The sequence below is a fragment of the Mesorhizobium sp. PAMC28654 genome (genome assembly GCF_020616515.1).
In the GTDB taxonomy this organism is placed as follows: domain Bacteria; phylum Pseudomonadota; class Alphaproteobacteria; order Rhizobiales; family Rhizobiaceae; genus Mesorhizobium.
Genome location: NZ_CP085135.1, coordinates 1,624,454 through 1,643,853 on the forward strand (window position 1 = coordinate 1,624,454; position 19,400 = coordinate 1,643,853).

The window sequence follows — 19,400 nt, forward strand, 5'->3', positions numbered from 1 at the left end:
GGACAGGCTAAGCCATTGAATCTAAACGAACGGCTCGAAAATCGATCACGATCTTCGAGCCGTTGCGCTAGCGCTCCCAAATTCCCCGCCGTTTTCTAGGCGGGAATCCTGACAACCACCTCGGTGTTGTCACCAGCCTTGGGCTCGAAAGATGATCCCTTGGTTTTGGAACCGTTTACTTCAAGCGAGACAGCCTTGGCCTTGTTGTCGCGGATGACACGAACCTTGAGTTCGGCGCCCAACATCTTGATCGTTGCCGTATAGCCATCCCAATGGCTGGGGAGACGTGGCTGGAACTGGATACGCTTTCCCCGCCTCTCGATACCAAGGATGCTCTCGACCGCGGCGCGGTAGAGCCAGCCCGCCGAGCCGGTATACCAGGTCCAGCCGCCACGGCCTCCCCTGCCTTCCCCGGAGTAGATGTCGGCAGCGACGACATAGGGTTCGACACGATAGTGCTCGGCCGCCGCCTCATCGAGGGCATGGTTGACCGGGTTGAGCATCGAGAAACAGCGATAGGCATCGTCGGTGCGGCCCATTTCGGCCAGGGCAATGACGAACCACGTCGCTGCATGGGTGTACTGGCCGCCGTTTTCGCGGACACCCGGCGGATAGCTCTTGATGTAGCCGGGGTCCTTGTCGGTCTTCGAGAAAGGCGGCGTGAACAACTTGACGATCTGGAGCTTGTCATCGACCAGCATTTTTGTGGCCTGGTCCATTGCGGTCCTGGATCGCGCCGGATCGCCATCGCCCGAGAGCACGCTCCAGGACTGGGCAATGGAGTCGATCTTGCACTCATCGGAACTGTGCGAACCAAGCGGGGTGCCATCGTCGAAGCTGCCACGACGGTACCACTCGCCATCCCACGCGGTGGTTTCCAGGGCGCGCTTCAACATCTCGGCATGCTTCGTCCAGGCCTGAGCGTGCTTGGCGTCGCCTTCGGTCTTGGCCACGGCGGAAAAGTCGCCCAGCGTCTTCAGCAGGAACCAGCCGAGCCAGACGCTCTCGCCTTTGCCGTGCTCGCCGACCCGGTTCATGCCGTCGTTCCAGTCGCCACCCAGGATCAACGGCAAGCCCGCGGGACTGCTGCGCTTGACCGCCAGGTCGAGCGCACGCGCGCAGTGCTCGTAAAGCGAGGCGGTCTTCTTCAACGGCTCAGGCGTGAAGAAAGCGTCATGCTCGCCCTCGGCAAGGGCCTGACCATCGATGAAAGGCAACTGCTCCTTGAGGATCGCGGTATCGCCTGTCACCAGCAGGTAGCGGGCCGTGGCATGGGCGAGCCATACAACGTCATCCGAGATCATCGTTCGAACACCCGCTCCGGTGCGCGGCAACCACCAATGCTGCACGTCGCCTTCGGGGAACTGCCTGCGCGCCGCGTTGAGGATCTGCTCGCGGGCAAGGTTCGGATCATGGGCAAGCAGGGCAAGCGTGTCCTGCAGTTGATCGCGGAAGCCGAAGGCACCGCTCGCCTGGTAGAAGGCGGAACGGGCACGGATGCGGCAGGCAAGGCTCTGGTACGGCAGCCAGTGGTTGACCATGGCATCGAGCGCCTTGTCGGGCGTCTCGACCTGGATGGTGTCGAGAAAACCGCGCCACTCGCGCTCGTTGTCGGCCAACCGCTGATCGAAATCCTTGACGCGATGGGTCCGCACCAGCGCGCTGGCTTCCTCGACGGAGCCCGCATCGCCGAGCAGCCAGAGCATGGTCACATCGCCGCCGGCGGGCACTTCGATGTCACGGGCCATTGCCGCGCAAGGATCGTCACCGGCTTCGATGTGGCCCGACAGGGCGCTGCCGCTGAGGACGGCATGCGGGAATTCGCTTGTGCCATGCCGGCCGAGGAATTCACTTCGATCGGCCGTCACCGACTGCGGATCGGTGTCCCCGGCAAGGAAGGCCACGCGCTCGCTGAAATCGAGGCCATAGGGATTTTGTGCCAGCAAGGCGCCGGTGGCGGCGTCCCTGGACGAAACGATGGTTGCGGCCGTGCGCGAGCGATGGCCACCAAGCACCCATTCGGCATAGGCGTAGACGCGCAACCGCACCGGCACCGAGCCGCCATTCTGGATGCGCAGCCGGGAGATCTTCACCGGATCCTCCGGATCCACGACATGGGTGAGATCCATCGACAACGGCCCACGCCTGGAGCGGAAGGTTGAAAAACCCTGCCCATGCCAGGCTTCGTAAGTCATCGTCGGATCGCGCACGACGGTGGCGAGCGGCGAGAACGCCTTGCCACTGGCTTGATCGTAGATGTAGACCCCCTCGCCCGGCCGATTGGTGACCGGGTCGTTCGACCACGGCGTCAGCTGGTAATCGCGGCTGTTGCGGCTCCAGGTGAAGGCAGCGCCTTCAGCCGACGTATGGAAGCCGAAGGACGCGTTGGAGACGACATTGATCCATGGCTGCGGCGTCGTGCGCCGGCCGGCAAGTCGCACGACATAATGCCGCCCATCGCTGTCGAAGCCGCCAAAACATTCCAGTTGCTCAGCCCGCTGCCGTCCGCACGGCTGTCCACCAAGGCATGAGTACCCATTGCCGGAGCCATCGGCACCGGCAATGACGCTTCGCGAGCGGTCGCCGATCCGACAGGCTGCTGAGCATCACGCGCCTGTAGAGCAGCGGCCTCGGCCCTCTCGATCTGGTCGAAGATGGTGCCGTTGCGCGTATGCAGCACCACCCGGGCCACAGCGAGCAAGGTCTTGTAGGTCGTCTCGTCCATCAGGTCGCGGCGCACCGCGAAGATGTGCTGGCGCGGCCCAAGTTCCTTGCCGCGCAGGCGGCTATTTTCGCAAAGCGTCTCGACCGCCCGCTGCAGGTCCTGGACATAGGAGGACGCCTGCTCGTTGACGACGACGAAATCGATCATCATGCCACGGGCACGCATATACTCCTGGAAGCGCAGCGCCTGGGCGACGATTTCCAGATCGGCAACGTCGCCGATCCTGACCAGGAAGATCGGAAAATCACCGGAAATACTGGTCGGCCACAGGCTTGATTGCTTACCAAGCCCGGAGGCGATGGATTCTGCCGGAAGGCGCAGGAACGGATCGGGATAGACCAGGTAGCGCGCCAGCTTCTGCACGTTGGCGGCATCGGTCAGGCTCAACCCCAGATGACGGGTCTGCACCTGGCTACGCGTCCAGGCGAGCATCGCCTGGCGGGCGAAACTTTCCTGATGATCAAGCCGGGCGATGGCCTGCTCCAGTTCGGCGCGGTTCGCGCCGACGGCGGTCCAGAACGTCAGCGATATCTTCTTGTTCGCGGGCACACGCACCTGGCGGCGCAGCGAGACGATCGGATCCAGCGTGAAGCCGGAATGACCACCAAGCTTCGCGCCAGGGTCAAAAGCCGCCGCATCGACGATGGTGCGGCCACGCCCGATGAAGGCGCGCCGGTCGGTTTCCGCCTCGGCGTCGCGCGCTGGTCCGGACGGATCGGTGACGAAGTGCACCATTGTGATGTCCGGTTCACTCGTCTCCCGCTTGCGCCGCGTGGCAAAGATCGCGCCGTTATTTGGAGCAATTTCCGTTTCCACGAACATCTTCGAGAAAGCAGGATGCGCATTGTCCGAGGCATCCGAGCCGAGCACCAGTTCGGCGAAGGATGTCACTTCAATATGCCGATCGGTGTTGCCCTCGTTGTAAAGGGTCACTCGGCGGCCCTCGCCATTGCCTTCGGAGATGACGATGCATTCGACCTCGGAGCGCAGCGTGCCCACCGATTTGACAAAGCTCGCCTTGTCGTCGGAGAACAAGGTCTGCGACTTTTCCTCGGGCGCGCGCTTCGGTTCGGCTGTGGCCGACCACCAGTCTCCGGTGCCCGCGTCGCGCAGGAAGATGTAGGAGCCAAGCCGGTCTTCCGTCGGATCCGGCTGCCAGCGGGTGATGGAAAGCTCGCCCCAGCGGCTGTAGCCCGAACCTGTCGCCGTCACCATGACCGAATAGCGGCCATTGGACATCACGCTGGTCGACCGCAGCGCCTGCAAGGGATTGATCACGATGCGCGTGTCCGGGCTTTCCACCTCGGTCTCGTCCTTGGCCCGTTCATCGGCCTCGGTCCTCACCGTCGCCGTCGGAATGTCGCGCGGCGCCCTTTCCTGCAGCAGCAATTCGGCGGATTCGATGACCGGATCGCTGTGGAAGCGGTCGCGCAAGCGCCCTTCGAAAATAGCATCGGCGACGGCGGCGATCGACATGCCCGAATGGTGCGCATAGTAGTTCAGCACCACGGCATGGTCGGTGCCCTCGGGCACGCGCTGCGGCGTGAAGTCGACCGCGTCGTAATAGCCATGACGGCCAAGCGCGCCGATTTCGCGCAACCGGGCCAGATTCTGGACGGCTTCGCGCGGGTTGAACTGCGCCGCTAGCACCGTGGCGTAAGGGGCAATCACCGTGTTCTGGCCAAGGCCGCGCTTCAGGCCAAGCCCGGGAACGCCGAAGTTGGTGTACTGGTAGGTCAGTTCACGGTCGCGGGCGTTGTAAGCCGCTTCAGAAATGCCCCACGGCACGTTCTTCTGGCGGCCGTACTGGATCTGTCGCTTGATGATCAGCTTGCTGGTCTGATTGAGGATACTGCCTTGCGGCTCCTTCATCACCAGCGGCGGCATCAGGTACTCGAACATCGAGCCGGACCAGGACATCAGCGCGCCCTGGAAGCCGATCTCGACGATCGGCCGCCCAAGCCGGAACCAGTGCTCGGTCGGCAGGTCGCCCTTGGCGATGGCGAACAGGCTGGTCAGCCGCGCCTCGGAGGCGAGCAGATCGTAGCAGCTCTCGTCGAGTTGATGTTCCTCGACCCGGTAGCCGATCGACAGCAGCTTGCGCTCCGGCCGCATCAGGAAGGCGAACTCCATCTCGAAGGCAAAGCGGCGCGTGCGTTCGCGCAACTTCAACAGCTTGGCACGCAACGCTTCGACGGCATTGTCATCGCTATGTGAGTCGGAGACATGCGCCTCGCAGGTCGCTTCCAGCCTGGCCGCCCAATCGGCGATGACATCGCTGCGCGCCGATGCGGCCTCGGTGTCGATGGCGGTCGCCAGCTTGCGGATCTCGCCGGCCAGAACGGCCAGGTTGATGGTGCGAATCGACGCCATTTCTGGCTGCGCCTTGATCGTCTCGACCGCGCGCCGCATACCGTCGAGACGGTCCGTCAGGCGCTGACGCAACGGTCGCAACTGGCGGCGGTCATCAGGCAGGTCGTCGAGGCTCTCGGAGAGGATCGTCACCGTGTCGAGGATGCCCTCGAAATCGCCCTGAAGATGGACGGAGGGCGCTTCCGCCCATTCCGCGCAGGCGGCGGCGACCGCAACCAGATGGCCGGCAAGATTGCCGCTGTCGACAGCTGAAATATAGAGGGGATAGAGCGGCTTTAGCGTCGTCGTGTCGTACCAGTTGAAGAGGTGGCCGCGGCTGCGCGGCATGCTCTCGATGGTCGACATTGTGGCGTCGATGCGGGTGATGGCGTCGGACAGGCTGATCCAGCCGAAATCACGCGCTGAAACAACGGACAGAAGATACACGCCGACGTTGGTCGGCGAGGTGCGCGGCGCGACAACGGGCGCCGGGCTCTCCTGGAAATTGTCTGGCGGCAGATTGTGATGCTCGGCCGTGACGAAGGTTTCGAAATAATGCCAGGTGCGCCGCGCAACGGTGCGCAGCGCATGGATGTCGGCCGCCGAGATACGCAAACGGTCCTCGGTTTCAGCCGAACGGCTGATCCAGGCGGCGACGGCCGGCGAACCGATCCAGAACAGGGCGAAGAAGAAGGCGACGAACGCCCCGGTGGAATCGGCCAGAACCGGTATGGCAAGGCCGACAAAACCGATGATCACCGCGCCATACATCATGCCGTAGTAGGAGCCGAGATCGTTGTCACCGTTCTTGTGCGCCTGCGAGGCGGTACGCCATTCCAGCAGGTTCTGCCGGCTGACGAACAGCCGGTAGAATGTGCGGATGATCGCGTCGCCCATCATCCACGCCAGATGCGCCATGAGAACGATCTTCAGCGCCACCATGGCCGTCCCGAAGGCAACGTCGCGAGCCAGTGCCGAGAAATGGCCACGTGGCGTCTGGTCGCCGCTCTTCGGCAGGATCGAGTTGACGATGTCGAAAGTGGGCGCCATGAACAGCGTGAGGATGAGCAGGGCCTGCCATTGTGCCGCTTGCGTGAAGGGGAGCAGCGTCCAACCGGCGATGGCCGCCATCACCCAGAAGATCGGCGTCAGCGAGCGGCGCAGATTATCGACCATTTTCCAGCGCGACAGTGCCGGCACACCTGAGCGTGGGTCGAGGATGAAGCCGAGAAGCTGCCAGTCGCCCCGCGCCCAGCGATGGTGACGCGACGCGTCGACGGAATAACGGGTCGGATAGTCCTCGACCAATTCGACGTCCGTGACCAGGGCCGAACGCGCCAGAGCACCCTCGAGCAGATCGTGGCTGAGAATGGTGTTTTCCTCGATGCGGCCCTGCAGGGCGGCTTCGAAGGCGTCGACATGATAGAGGCCCTTGCCGGTGAAGGACCCGTCGCCGAAGACGTCCTGGTAGAGATCGGACACCGCGAACACATAAGGATCCAGGCCGCGATTGGCGGAGAAAACCCGCTGGAAGAACGACGCATCATCGCCTGATGTCAGCGACGCGGTGATGCGCGGCTGCAGGATCGCGTAGCCGGCCGTGACCACGTGCTTTGCCGCATCGAAATGCGGCCGGTTGAGCGGATGACAAAGCTTGCCGACCAGTGTGGCGACCGCGTCACGCGTGGTGCGCGTGTCGGCGTCGAGTGTCATCACGTGGACGACGTTTTCCGGCAAGGGCACATCCAGCGGCAGGAAGGTGGTGTCGCTGTCGCCGCGCAGCATCAGGTTCAGTTCATGCAGCTTGCCACGCTTGCGCTCCCAGCCCATCCATGCGCCCTGGGCGGCGTTATACAGCCGGTGCCGGTGCAACAGATAAAAGCGGGGTGCTCCGGTTTCGACAGGATAGCGGGCGTTCAGCCGGGCGATCTCGGCGCGAGCGTATTCGAGGATTTCCATATCCCCGGCATCGATTTCGGTCTTGCTGTCGGGCCAGTCGGACAGCAAGGCGAAGTGAATCTCGCCCGCCAGATTGGCGAGGTGATGCACTTCGATGTTGCGGATATTTTCCTCGACGTCATCGCGTGAGCCGATAAGCGACGGCACCACCACCAGCGTGCGTGCCTCCGCCGGCACGCCATGCTTGTAGTCATAGCCGACCAGTCGCGTTGGCTTCAGGAACAGCAGCACGACGGTGTTGAAGAAGGCGAGCGCGCCTTCACTGGCCGGCACGGCAAACAGGGCCAGCATCACGACGATGGAAGGTACCGAGAGACCGAGATGGGCAAGCGCGTTGCCGGCTAGGACGAGAAGCAGGACCGTCAGCGCAAAGACCGGCAGCACGATGCCCAGCCATCCGGTCTTGCGGAAGGTCCGGTTGACGATCTGGCTGACGGTCTGCCGATAGCCGATAGCCTTTTCCAGTTCCTGCCGACGCGGGCCGACGAGGAAGAAGCCGACATCGGTGAGGGACTTGGCCGGATCGACTTCGGTGAGGGACTTGGCCGGATCGACTTCGGCGCCGGCGGACAAGTGGCCGGCGAGTTCGATAGCCTTCTCCGCGACGCGGAATTCGGAGAGGTCGGAGCGGCGCGCCAGTTCCTCGATCGCGGTCCGATACTGGTCGCGCGAGAAGAAGTCGAGCGCGGCGAAATCGGTACGTTCCCGCAGAAGCGTGTCGATGCGGCTGACGCCTTCGAACCACACCGTCCAGTCGACATCGTGATGAGGCGCAGGCCGCGGATGATGTTGCCGGTGGTCACATTGCCGCTGGACAGCGTGTGATGCTCGCCGATGATAATTTCCTCGGCGTCGGAGCCAGTTTTCTCGAGCTCCCCTTCCAGCCATTCCAGCGCCTTGCCGGCGTTCTGCGATCCATCGCGCAAGCGGTAGAGCAACTGGGTGGCGAAGGTGGTATCCTGCGCATGAGCGCCGTAACTCGACAGGATCGCCTGCCGGTCAGCGCTGTCGTCTGTCGCCAAAACGCGATCGGCGACATCATTGGCGATCTGGCGCATCTGCCGGGTGCGATTGACCCTGACGGCCAGACGGCGAAGATTTTCGATCAGGACGAAGCGCAGCAGTGAAGGCAGCGCCCAGAGTTCGCCGATCTTCAGCGGTTCGACTGACTGAAAACCCTCGACGATCGCCTTGAACATGTTTGCCGAAACGGAACTGTCCGAATGCGCCACATAGGTCCAGGCTAGCGCCAGCGCGCGCGGCACGGCAGCCCCGTCTGGCAGTTTCAGCGTCGGCAACTGGCGGTAGAAACGGCGCGGCAGATCGCGCTTGATCTGGAAAATGGTCTCTTCGACCAGATAATTGTTGTCCAGCAGCCATTGCGCCGCCGGAGTGATCGTCTCACCCTTGGCCTGCGCCGCATTGGTCGAGCGGTAGACTTCGAGGATTTTCTTGGCGCTGTCGCGGGTGCGGGCCTGAAAATCGAACGGCGTCAGGCCGAACAGATCCTTGAGGTCGCCGCTGGCGAGGCTTTCGCCCAGCGCGCGCAAGCGGTCTTCAGGCAGATAATTGGAGCGTATCGGCTCCTCGGTTATGGCCGGGAAGCTTGCGCTTGTCTTGTCGATTTGGGCAGGGTTTGTCTGAATATTCATTGAAAATTCCGTATGGCGGACACTCAGCGGCGTCACCGCCACGGCAATGTCCTTAAAACCGATTCAAATGCAATTGGTTGCATCGCAACACTTGGCCGAAAGTTTGTGTCCGCACCACGACAGGGCGTTATCTTTCGACAACCTCCAGACGAGCGCCCCTCGCTCCCGTCCGGGTTTGATCGACGAAGAGGATTCAGGCTTTTTCGTGATGCCGCGACGAGCTTACGCCATATTTCGCCGGCGTCACGATCATGTTTAGAAACAGACGTTAATTGTTGCCCGCGACACGATCGATGCGGATCACGAACAGCGTCGAGATTCCGGCCGGCTCGATGAGCATTTTTCCAGCATTTCGCTCGACCAAAAGGGTGTCGAGCGCTCCAAGGTGGGCGGGCGACATGCCGGCCACCTTGATTTCCCCATCAAGGCTCAGGATGACGGTCGTATCGGCGTCGGCTTGGATTTCGTGCGGAGCCGAAATCACCAGACGCTCGACCGCATGGGTCATGCGGCTGCGCCTTGTCATGACGTTGAGGTCCGTGATTGGACCAGCAATCAGCGCCGCCGCTGTCGGCGCATCGGCGGGAAAAGAGAGCGGCGCTGCCGCCCTGGTCACCGCGACGGGTGACCGGCCGGCTATGTCGAGGGAGATGCCCTCCCCTTCCAGAACCGCCAAAGTGCGATCAATGCCGGCGAATTGCGAGAACGGACCGCCGTTCTCGACACGCGCCATGGAGATGCGCCAGTCGAAATCATCCAGTCCTGCGGCAGCGGGCGAGACGACGATTTCCGTCGTCACGCCACCGCCGTTCTTCCACGGCATCGATCGGTATTCGGCTGCCCGCAGGATATGCATGGCCTCAGCCCAGAATGCCCGGCAGGTTGAGCTGGTGCTCCCTGGCGCACTCGATGGCGACGTCGTAGCCGGCATCGGCATGGCGCATGACGCCGGTCGCCGGATCGTTCCAGAGCACGCGTTCCAGGCGCTTGGCCGCTTCGGGAGTACCGTCCGCGACGATGACCATGCCGGCATGCTGCGAGAATCCCATGCCGACGCCGCCGCCATGATGCAGCGACACCCAGGTGGCGCCGGACGCCGTGTTGAGCAGCGCGTTGAGCAGTGGCCAGTCGGACACAGCATCCGATCCGTCTTTCATGGACTCCGTCTCGCGGTTCGGCGACGCGACCGAGCCGGAATCGAGGTGATCGCGGCCGATAACCACTGGCGCCTTGAGCTCGCCCTTGGCGACCATTTCGTTGAAGGCGAGGCCAAGCCGGTGGCGATCGCCGAGCCCGACCCAGCAGATGCGCGCCGGCAGGCCCTGGAAAGCGATCCGCTCACGCGCCATGTCGAGCCAGTTGTGCAGATGGGTGTTGCCCGGCGTCAGTTCACGCACCTTGGCGTCGGTCTTGTAGATGTCTTCCGGATCGCCGGACAGTGCTGCCCAGCGGAACGGTCCGATGCCGCGGCAGAACAGCGGACGGATATAGGCCGGCACGAAGCCCGGGAAGGCGAAGGCATTCTCGAAGCCTTCTTCCTTGGCCACCTGGCGGATGTTGTTGCCGTAGTCGAGTGTCGGCACGCCGGCATTCCAGAATGCCACCATCGCCTCGACATGTTCGCGCATGGAAGCGCGTGCCGCCTTCTCGACCGACTTGGGGTCGCTGACGCGCTTCTCGCGCCACTCAGCCATTGTCCAGCCCTTCGGCAGATAGCCGTTTATGGGGTCATGGGCCGAGGTCTGGTCGGTGACCATATCGGGGCGGATGCCGCGCCTGAACATTTCCGGGACGATCTCGGCCGCATTGCCAAGCAGGCCGACCGACTTCGCTTCGCCGGCCTTGGTCCAGCGCTCGATCATCGCCATCGCCTCGTCGAGCGTGTCGGCGCGCTCGTCGACATAGCGGGTGCGCAGGCGGAAATCGATCGAATCGGGATTGCATTCGATCGCAAGGCAGCAGGCGCCGGCCATCACGGCCGCCAGCGGCTGCGCGCCGCCCATGCCGCCGAGACCGCCGGTCAGGATCCACTTGCCCTTGAGATTGCCGCCATAATGCTGCCGGCCAGCCTCGACGAAGGTCTCGTAGGTGCCCTGCACGATGCCTTGCGTACCGATGTAGATCCATGAGCCGGCCGTCATCTGGCCGTACATCATCAGGCCCTTCTTATCGAGCTCGTTGAATTTATCCCAGGTCGCCCAATGCGGAACCAGATTTGAATTGGCAATGAGCACACGCGGCGCATCGGCATGAGTGCGAAACACGCCGACCGGCTTGCCGGACTGCACCAGCAGCGTCTCGTCATCGGCAAGCGTCCTCAAGGAAGCGACGATACGATCAAAGTCGTTCCAGGTGCGCGCCGCCCGGCCGATGCCGCCATAGACGACCAGTTCATTGGGATTTTCGGCGACGTCCGGATCGAGATTGTTCATCAGCATGCGCAATGGCGCTTCCGTCTGCCAGGAGCGCGCACTGATTTCCGTGCCACGCGGGCTGCGGACTTCACGGATGTTGTGGCGAGGATTGTTCATGCGGACATCTCCAGAAAGAAAAGGACTTCAGCCTTGTGCCCAGGCAATCGCGGTTTTCAGAATTTTCTCGAGCGTGGCGCGGATCGGCGCGGCAAACTCGGCGTCATACGGCACCGGCCAATTGTCGGGCGCGCCCTTGCCTTCCGGCTCGCGCATATAGCCGCGATTGGACAGCTCCATCTGCAGCGCGTGCACGCCGTTTTGCGGCTGGCCGAAATGGCGCGTGATCCAGCCGCCCTTGAAGCGGCCGTTGACGACAAAGGTTTCGCCGGTCTCGGCCATGATCTGGCCGACCGTTGCCTGCAGGACAGGATCGGCGCTCTTGCCGTCATTGGTGCCGAGATTGAAGACCGGCAGCGTGCCGTCGAACAGGCGCGGCAGCACCGAGCGGATCGAGTGGCAGTCGTAGACTACAATCGTCGGATGCAGCGCCCGTAGCCTGTCGATCTCGGCCTGCAGGGCCGCATGATAAGGCATGAAGAATTTTTCGCGGCGTTCGTCGACCTCCGACGGACCCGGTTCCTCGCCTTCACGGTAGAGCGGATCGCCATCGAAGGTCTCGGTCGGGCACAGCCCGGTCGTCGCCTGGCCCGGATAGAGCGAGGCGCCCGATGGGTCGCGGTTGACGTCGATGACGGTGCGCGAGATCGCTGTGTGTACGACGGTCGCGCCAAGGCCGCCGGCGAAATCATAGAGCTGGTCGATCCACCAGTCGCAGTCGCGACGGCCCAGCCACGGCGACACCAGCCGATTCTCAAGCCCAGCGAGATCGATGCCGGTGTGCGGGATCGACACCAGCAAAGGTGCCGTACCGCGGGTCACCGTAAGCCAGGGCGTGCTTGTCATCACGCAGCTCCCGAAATCGATGGCAACGCGACCGCACCGGCCGCCTTCACGGCTGCGCCGCTGCGGACCATGGCGATGGCCTTTTCCATGTCGGGATGGAAATGTCGGTCATTGTCGAGGTGCGGCACTTCTGCCCTGACCAGCTTGCGCACCGCTTCAAGCGCTGCGCTCGAAGCCAGAGGCAGATGAAAATCGCAGCCTTGCGCGGCCGCCAGCAATTCGATGCCGATGACGGCTGTCGCGTTCTCGACCATGCCGATCAGGCGGCGCGCGCCGTGCGCGGCCATCGACACATGGTCTTCCTGGTTGGCGGAGGTCGGGATCGAATCGACGCTGGCCGGATAGGCCTTCTGCTTGTTCTCCGAGACGAGTGCCGCCGCCGTCACCTGCGGGATCATGAAGCCAGAGTTCAGACCGGGCTTGGGCGTCAGGAAGGCCGGCATGCCCGACAGCGCCGGATCGACCAGCATGGCGATGCGACGTTCCGAGAGCGAGCCGATCTCGCAGACCGCGAGCGCGATCATGTCGGCGGCGAAGGCCACCGGCTCGGCGTGGAAATTGCCGCCGGAAAGGGCGGTGTCGTCCTCGGCGAAGATCAGCGGATTGTCGGTGACGCCATTGGCCTCGGTGCCCAGCGTGTCCGCTGCCTGACGCAGGACGGTGAGTGCCGCGCCCATGACCTGCGGCTGGCAGCGCAGGCAATAGGGATCCTGCACGCGCTCGTCGCCAACCCGGTGCGATTCGCGGATGGCGCTGCCGGCCATCAGACTGCGCAGTGCGTCCGCCGTCTCGATCTGGCCGCGATGCTTTCTCAGCACATGGATGCGCGGATCGAAGGGGGCGTCGGAGCCTTTTGCCGCGTCGGTCGACAAGGCGCCGGCGACGAGCGCCGAATGGTAAAGCACTTCGGCCTCGAACAAAGCAGCGAGCGCATAGGCCGTCGAGAACTGCGTTCCATTGAGCAGCGCCAGGCCTTCCTTGGCGCCCAATATCACCGGTTCCAGCCCGTGCGAGACAAAGGCGACCTTGGCCGGCACGCGGCCGTGCGGGGTAAAGCATTCGCCGACGCCGATCATCACCGCCGTCATATGCGACAGCGGGGCAAGGTCGCCGGAGGCACCGACGGAGCCTTGCGCCGGGACGACCGGGATGACGTCATTGGCCAGCATCGCTTCGAGCAATTCGATCGTTTGCGGCCTTACACCGGAGGCGCCCTGCGCCAGGCTGGCAAGCTTCAGCGCCATCATCAGGCGAGCGATGGCAACCGGCATCGGCTCGCCGACGCCGGCGGCATGCGACAGCACGATGTTGCGCTGCAGGGTTTCCAGATCCTCGGCGGGGATGCGGACGCTGGCCAGCTTGCCGAAGCCGGTGTTGATGCCATAGACGGGCTCGCCCTTGGCGACGATCCTCGCGACAGCCTCGGCGCTCGCCTTGATCCTTGGCCGGCAGGCATCGTCCAGTTTCGGCACGGCGCCGCGATAGATTGCGCGCCAGTCGGCCAGCGTGGCGTTACCGGGCTTCAGAGTCAGTTCGGTCATTGTCCTCTCCAGATGCGGGCATGCAGGGGGTTGAAGCCCATGCGGTAAACGAGTTCGGCCGGGCGCTCGATATTCCAGATCGCCAGATCGGCCAATTTTCCGACTTCGAGCGTACCGGTTTGTCCAAGCAGGCCCAGCGCGCGGGCGGCTTCGCGGGTGACGCCCGCAAGGCATTCGTCGACGGTGAGGCCAAACAGCGTCGCCGCCATGTTCATGGTCAGAAGCAGCGAGGTCAGCGGCGAGGTGCCGGGATTGTTGTCGGTCGCGACAGCCATCTTGACACCGTGCTGGCGGAACAGGCTGATCGGCGGCTTTTTCGTCTCGCGAATAAAGTAAAAAGCGCCGGGCAGGATCGTCGCCACGGTTCCGGCCTTGGCCATCGCCACGGCACCCGCCTCATCGGTGTATTCGAGATGATCAGCCGACAGCGCCCCATAGCGGGCGGCGAGTTCGGCGCCATGCAGGTTGGACAATTGGTCGGCATGAAGCTTGACGGGCAGGCCCCCCGCTTTCGCGGCGTCGAACACAACAGCCATCTGCTCAGGCGAAAAGGCGATGCCTTCACAAAAACCGTCGACCGCATCGGCCAATCCTTCGGCGGCGACGGCCGGCAGAATCGTATTCGCGATCAGGTCGATGAAAGCATCCTTGTCGCCCTTTGCTTCAGGCGGCAGCGCATGGGCGCCAAGAAAGGTCGTGCAGACCGTAACCGGACGTTGCTCGCCCAGCCGGCGCGCGGCACGAAGCGATTTCTTCTCGTTTTCCAGATCGAGGCCGTAGCCAGACTTGATCTCAACGGTGGTGACGCCCTCTGCCATCAACGCATCGAGGCGGGGCAACGACTGGATGACCAGTTCATCTTCGCTGGCAGAGCGTAGCGCCTTCACCGACGAGACGATGCCACCACCGGCCCGTGCGACTTCCTCATAGGTGGCGCCGGCCAGCCGCATCTCGAATTCGTTGGCACGGTTGCCGGCATGAACGAGATGAGTGTGGCAGTCGATCAGGCCGGGCGTGATCCAGCGGCCCTCGCAATCGACCGTCTCCACACCCTGACTGAGCACTGATGGCATATCGGTTTCAGCGCCAGCATAGACGATCAGCCCATCGCGCACGGCGATCGCGCCCTTTTCGACGACGCCTGGTCCGGGCGTGCTTTCGGCCATGGTTACCAGGCGCGCATTGCGCCAGAGGCGAACCTCTCCTGCCCGACTTTTGCTCTCTCCAGCCATGATCTTTTCCGTTTCAATCGGTCGCGATTATGTATATACATATTGAAACGCACTGCAAGTCCATCATCGCATGTTAAACAGGGAATCGGGGAGAAAAACGTGACATCGATCTTTGCGGAACAGGCCCTCCTGCCCGACGGCTGGCATGCCGATGTGCGGATCGCGTTCACCGGCGACCGCATCACCGCGGTCGAAACCGCGGCCGGCGCCCTGCCCGGCGATGAGCGTCACGCGATCCTCCTGCCCGGCATGCCAAACCTGCACAGCCACGCTTTCCAGCGCGGCATGGCTGGCCTTGCCGAGCTTCGCGGCCCCTCCGCAGACAGTTTCTGGAGCTGGCGCGAGGTGATGTACCGCTTCGCGCTGTCGATGACACCGGATCAGGTCGAAGCGGTCGCGGCGCAACTCTATGTCGAGATGCTGGAAGCCGGGTTTTCGCGCGTCGGCGAGTTCCACTACCTGCATCACGACCGCGACGGAAAACCTTATGCCAACATCGCCGAAATGGCCGAGCGCATCGCCGCGGCGGCTGGGGATACCGGCATCGGCCTGACGCTGCTGCCGGTCTTCTATGCGCATTCGTCTTTCGGTGGCGCTGCCCCGAATGAAGGCCAGCGCCGATTCATCAATGATGTGAATCGGTTCACGCGCATTGTTGAGAAAAGCCGCGAATCCGTTCGCAGTTTGAATCAAGCAGTCGTTGGTGTCGCCCCACACAGCCTGCGCGCCGCGACGCCGGAAGAACTCACCCTGGTAGAGGCGATGGCGCCCGATGGGCCAATCCATATCCACGTCGCCGAACAAATGAAAGAAGTCGACGATTGCCTTACCTGGTCAGGCGCACGGCCGGTCGAGTTTCTGCTTGGCCATGCCAAGGTCGACCAGCGCTGGTGCCTGATCCACGCCACACACATGACCGAAGCCGAAACGATCGGCATGGCCAAGAGCGGCGCCGTTGCCGGCCTCTGCCCGATCACCGAGGCCAATCTCGGCGACGGCACATTCGCCGCGCCGCTCTTCATGCAAAATGGCGGCCGTTTCGGCGTCGGCTCGGATTCAAATGTACTGATCGGGTTGCCCGATGAGTTGCGCCAGCTTGAATATTCGCAGCGCCTGGCCCATCGCGCTCGCAACGTGCTGGCAGTGGCCGGCGGCTCGAACGGGCGCGCCCTGTTCGATGCCGCGCTCGACGGCGGCAGCACGGCTCTCGGCGCCGGCGCTTCACGGATCGCTGTTGGCGCCCCTGCCGATGTCGTCTCGCTCGACGCCGACCATCCCTCGGTTGCTGGTAAGCGCGGTGATGCGATCCTCGACGCCTGGATCTTCGCCAATGGCAGCAAGATCGACTGCGTCTGGGTGCATGGCAGAAAACAGGTCAGCGGCGGTAGGCATGCGAAACGTGAAGCCATCGCCGAACGCTTTCGCAATGTGATGATGGCGCTATCAGCATGAGCACAGCCGGTACAGTCGATGCGGAAGGCGGCGGCTCGCTGCACCAGCGCATCCTGTCCGACATCAGCGAGAAGATTCTGTCCGGCGCGTGGGCGCCCGGCCACCGCATTCCGTTCGAGCACGAACTGACCGAGCAATATAATTGCTCGCGCATGACCGTGAACAAGGCGCTCTCGCAACTGGCCAAGGCCGGCTTGATCGAGCGCCGCCGCCGCTCCGGAAGTTTTGTGCGGCGGCCGCAATCGCAAGCCGCGGTCCTCGAGATTCACGACATCAAGATGGAGGTCGAAGCGCTCGGCTTGCCCTATCGCTATGAGCGCCTGGCGCGACAGAAGCGACGCAGCAATGCCGAGGATCGCGAGTTGCTGGAACTGGACGCCGCAGGACCGGTGCTGGCGCTTGAATGCCGGCATTTTGCCGGCAAGAGGCCTTTCGCCCACGAACAGCGGCTGATCAATCTGGCTGCCGTCCCAGAAGCCGGAGACGAGGAGTTTATCGACATCGCTCCCGGCCCGTGGCTGATCGGCTGCGTGCCGTGGAGCGCCGCCGAACATCGCATCCGGGCCGACGCCGCCGACAAGCGGATTGCGGCCGCACTGGACATCGAGGCCGGCGCGCCCTGCCTGGTGGTGGAACGTCGCACATGGAGCGCGGACCATCCTGTCACCCATGTCCGCTTTACCTATGCGGCCGGGAGCCACACGCTGGTGGCCCGGTTCACGCCGTCACAGAGCTAGCCACCCAAACGAAAGCCCCGAAAACCGGGACCGGCTTTCGGGGCTTCAGCGTAGTCAAGAACAACAGGTGCGGCACGCCCGAAAGGCGTGGCGCTTGAACGCGCTGGCTCAGATCGCCGCGGTGATGATGATCTCGACGGTGTATTCCGGGCCGGCAAGCTTGGCCTCACCGGTAGCGCGGGCCGGTGTGTTGCCCTGCGGCACCCACTTGTCCCATTCCTTGTTCATCTCGGCGAACGTGGTCATGTCGGCCAGCCAGATGATCGCCTGCAGGATCTTGGTCTTGTCGGTGCCAGCCTTGGCCAGCAATTCGTCGATGGATGCCAGGATCGACTTGGTCTGTTCGCCAACGCTTGCGCCGGGCGTTCCGACCTGGCCGGCCAGATAGACGGTGTTGCCGTGGATGACGATCTGGCTCATGCGCGGGCCAACATCGATGCGACGAATGCTCATTGAATGTTTCCTTCTTGTGTCGGTGCGCCTCTTTAGGGGCGCGGTTCGTTTCGGGCAAGACCGACGGAGGGAAACCCCTTGAGCCACGGGCCACAAAGGCACACGGCAAATTGACCATGGTGCCGCAATTCCGCCCGATTGGCTTGTTGACTAATGTAATAACATCACATATCCAGCCGACCACTGCCGGTAGCCACCCTTCCCTCACGGATCGCGGAATGACAAACACCTGCCTGACCTTCCGCGACCTGACACTCGGCTACAACAGCCATCCGGCGATTCATCATCTTGATGGCACAATCCGCAAGGGTTCGTTGACCGCCGTCGTCGGCGCCAACGGGTCCGGCAAGTCGACCTTGATGAAGGGGATCGTCGGCGTTCTGAAGCCGATGGCCGGTGAGGTGACACGGGCGCCCGGCGTGCGCGCCGCCTATCTGCCGCAGCAATCCGAACTCGATCGTTCCTTTCCCGCTCGCGTCGTCGACCTGGTTTCGCTTGGCCTATGGCCGAAGCGCGGATTGCTCGGCCGCTATACGGCCGAGGATCGCGATTCCGTCAGCAAGGCGCTGATGGCCGTCGGCCTTGGCGGCTTTGAAACGCGCCCGATCGACACGCTGTCGGGCGGCCAGTTGCAGCGCACGCTGTTTGCCCGTGTGCTGTTGCAGGACGCCGATCTCATTCTGCTCGACGAGCCGTTCAACGCGGTCGATGCCAAGACGGTTGGCGACCTGATCGCCCTGATCAAGCGCTGGCATGGCGAGGAACGCACCATCATGGTCGTCGTTCACGACCTGGAATTGGTGCGAGAGAATTTTCCCGAGACGCTGCTGCTGGCTCGCCAGCCGGTTGCCTGGGGTGAAACGCGGGAAACACTACGGCCGGAAAACCTGCTGCGCGCCCGCCGCTTTCATGAAGCCTGGGAAGAAAACGCGCCCTGGTGCGAGCCCGCTGGCCATGATCACGATCACGACCACCCGCATGATCACGGGCATGACCATGATCACGGCTCCGGCCCGAGAGCGGCATGATGGACAGCCTGTACGGTCTTTTCATCGCCCCCTTCGCCGATTTCGGCTTCATGCAGCGGGCGCTTTTCGGTTCGCTGATGCTGTCGCTGGGCGCTTGCCCGATCGGCGTTTTCCTGATGCTGAGGCGCATGAGCCTGTCGGGCGATGCGATGGCGCATGCCATTCTGCCGGGTGCCGCCGCCGGCTTCCTGTTCTACGGGCTGGAAATCCTGCCGATGACCATCGGCGGCCTGATCGCCGGCGTCATCGTGGCGCTCGGCGCGGGTGCCGTCTCCCGCTTCACCATCCAGCGCGAGGACGCCTCTATGGCGGCCTTCTATCTGATTTCCCTGGCCATCGGCGTGCTCATGGTGTCGATCCGCGGCTCCAGCGTCGATCTGATGCATGTCCTCTTCGGCACGGTGCTGGCACTCAACAATGAAGCGCTGGTGCTGATCGGCGGCATCGTCGTGGTCACGCTGGTCAGTCTTGGCATCTTCTGGCGGGCGTTGGTCGCCGAATGTCTCGACCCGCTGTTCCTGCGCTCGGTCAGCCGGCTTGGCAGTCCGGTGCATTTCATTTTCCTCGGTCTCGTCGTGCTCAACCTCGTCGGCGGCTTCCAGGCGCTTGGAACTTTGCTGTCGGTCGGGCTGATGATGTTGCCCGCCGCGGCCGCACGCTTCTGGACCACCCGCGTCGAGCCTATGTGCGTGCTGGCGGTTCTGATCGGCTTTGCGTCCTGCATTGCCGGACTGCTCCTGTCCTATCACGCGTCGTTGCCCTCCGGCCCGGCGATCATCCTATCCGCGGGCGTCGTCTATTTTGCCTCGATCCTGTTCGGTACGCGCGGCATCCTGCGCGCCCGCATCATCCATCACCGTCACAGAACGGCCTGACACCCACTGTCGCTCTA

At 63.3% G+C, this 19,400-nt stretch carries 10 protein-coding genes and 1 pseudogene; 4 read left to right on the plus strand and 7 right to left on the minus strand.

Annotation, left to right across the window (positions count from 1 at the left end):
• Positions 1–95: 95 nt before the first annotated feature.
• From LGH82_RS08360 to hutI, 6 genes and pseudogenes are all read right to left on the minus strand, one after another.
• Positions 96–8,688, minus strand: a pseudogene (locus LGH82_RS08360) (GH36-type glycosyl hydrolase domain-containing protein).
• A 268-nt stretch (positions 8,689–8,956) separates the two neighbouring features.
• The gene (locus LGH82_RS08365) at positions 8,957–9,544 is read right to left on the minus strand and encodes a HutD family protein (protein ID WP_227348063.1); all 588 of its coding nucleotides are present in this window, start codon (positions 9,542–9,544) and stop codon (positions 8,957–8,959) included.
• A gap of 4 nt (positions 9,545–9,548) precedes the next feature.
• A complete protein-coding gene (gene hutU, locus LGH82_RS08370) occupies positions 9,549–11,219 on the minus strand; it encodes a urocanate hydratase (RefSeq protein WP_227348064.1) in 1,671 nt (556 codons plus the stop codon).
• Between the two features lie 27 nt (positions 11,220–11,246).
• Positions 11,247–12,065 carry an N-formylglutamate deformylase gene (gene hutG / locus LGH82_RS08375; RefSeq protein WP_227348065.1) on the minus strand — a complete coding sequence of 273 codons (819 nt, stop codon included), beginning with the start codon at positions 12,063–12,065 and terminating at the stop codon, positions 11,247–11,249.
• Positions 12,065–13,606 carry a histidine ammonia-lyase gene (hutH, locus tag LGH82_RS08380; RefSeq protein ID WP_227348066.1) on the minus strand — a complete coding sequence of 514 codons (1,542 nt, stop codon included), beginning with the start codon at positions 13,604–13,606 and terminating at the stop codon, positions 12,065–12,067. Before hutH ends, hutG begins: the two co-directional genes overlap by 1 nt.
• Complete coding sequence (hutI, locus tag LGH82_RS08385) at positions 13,603–14,838, minus strand: imidazolonepropionase (RefSeq protein WP_227348067.1); 1,236 nt, start codon at positions 14,836–14,838, stop codon at positions 13,603–13,605. The genes hutH and hutI overlap by 4 nt, the downstream gene beginning before the upstream one ends.
• A 99-nt stretch (positions 14,839–14,937) precedes the next feature.
• Between hutI and LGH82_RS08390 the strand changes: the two genes are divergently transcribed.
• Positions 14,938–16,290 carry a formimidoylglutamate deiminase gene (locus LGH82_RS08390; protein ID WP_227348068.1) on the plus strand — a complete coding sequence of 451 codons (1,353 nt, stop codon included), beginning with the start codon at positions 14,938–14,940 and terminating at the stop codon, positions 16,288–16,290.
• A complete protein-coding gene (hutC, locus tag LGH82_RS08395; RefSeq protein ID WP_227348069.1) occupies positions 16,287–17,027 on the plus strand; it encodes a histidine utilization repressor in 741 nt (246 codons plus the stop codon). Before LGH82_RS08390 ends, hutC begins: the two co-directional genes overlap by 4 nt.
• Before the next feature lie 108 nt (positions 17,028–17,135).
• Here the strand turns inward: hutC and LGH82_RS08400 are convergent, their stop codons facing one another.
• The gene (locus LGH82_RS08400) at positions 17,136–17,480 is read right to left on the minus strand and encodes a RidA family protein (RefSeq protein ID WP_227348070.1); all 345 of its coding nucleotides are present in this window, start codon (positions 17,478–17,480) and stop codon (positions 17,136–17,138) included.
• A gap of 218 nt (positions 17,481–17,698) precedes the next feature.
• On the opposite strand from LGH82_RS08400, the gene aztA reads away from it, so the two are divergent.
• Both aztA and aztB read left to right on the plus strand, forming a co-directional pair.
• Positions 17,699–18,508 (plus strand): zinc ABC transporter ATP-binding protein AztA, encoded by an 810-nt coding sequence (gene aztA / locus LGH82_RS08405; RefSeq protein ID WP_227348071.1) that lies wholly within the window; start codon positions 17,699–17,701, stop codon positions 18,506–18,508.
• A complete protein-coding gene (gene aztB / locus LGH82_RS08410; RefSeq protein WP_227349521.1) occupies positions 18,508–19,383 on the plus strand; it encodes a zinc ABC transporter permease AztB in 876 nt (291 codons plus the stop codon). The genes aztA and aztB overlap by 1 nt, the downstream gene beginning before the upstream one ends.
• The last annotated feature ends 17 nt before the right edge of the window (positions 19,384–19,400 follow it).

Bases quoted from the DNA above. Each gene is read 5' to 3' on its own strand.
- hutU (WP_227348064.1), bottom strand. From the start codon at position 11,219: ATGAACAATCCTCGCCACAACATCCGTGAAGTCCGCAGCCCGCGTGGC.
- hutH (WP_227348066.1), bottom strand. From the start codon at position 13,606: ATGACCGAACTGACTCTGAAGCCCGGTAACGCCACGCTGGCCGACTGG.
- hutC (WP_227348069.1), top strand. From the start codon at position 16,287: ATGAGCACAGCCGGTACAGTCGATGCGGAAGGCGGCGGCTCGCTGCAC.
- LGH82_RS08365 (WP_227348063.1), bottom strand. From the start codon at position 9,544: ATGCATATCCTGCGGGCAGCCGAATACCGATCGATGCCGTGGAAGAAC.
- aztB (WP_227349521.1), top strand. From the start codon at position 18,508: ATGGACAGCCTGTACGGTCTTTTCATCGCCCCCTTCGCCGATTTCGGC.
- hutI (WP_227348067.1), bottom strand. From the start codon at position 14,838: ATGGCTGGAGAGAGCAAAAGTCGGGCAGGAGAGGTTCGCCTCTGGCGC.
- aztA (WP_227348071.1), top strand. From the start codon at position 17,699: ATGACAAACACCTGCCTGACCTTCCGCGACCTGACACTCGGCTACAAC.
- hutG (WP_227348065.1), bottom strand. From the start codon at position 12,065: ATGACAAGCACGCCCTGGCTTACGGTGACCCGCGGTACGGCACCTTTG.
- LGH82_RS08400 (WP_227348070.1), bottom strand. From the start codon at position 17,480: ATGAGCATTCGTCGCATCGATGTTGGCCCGCGCATGAGCCAGATCGTC.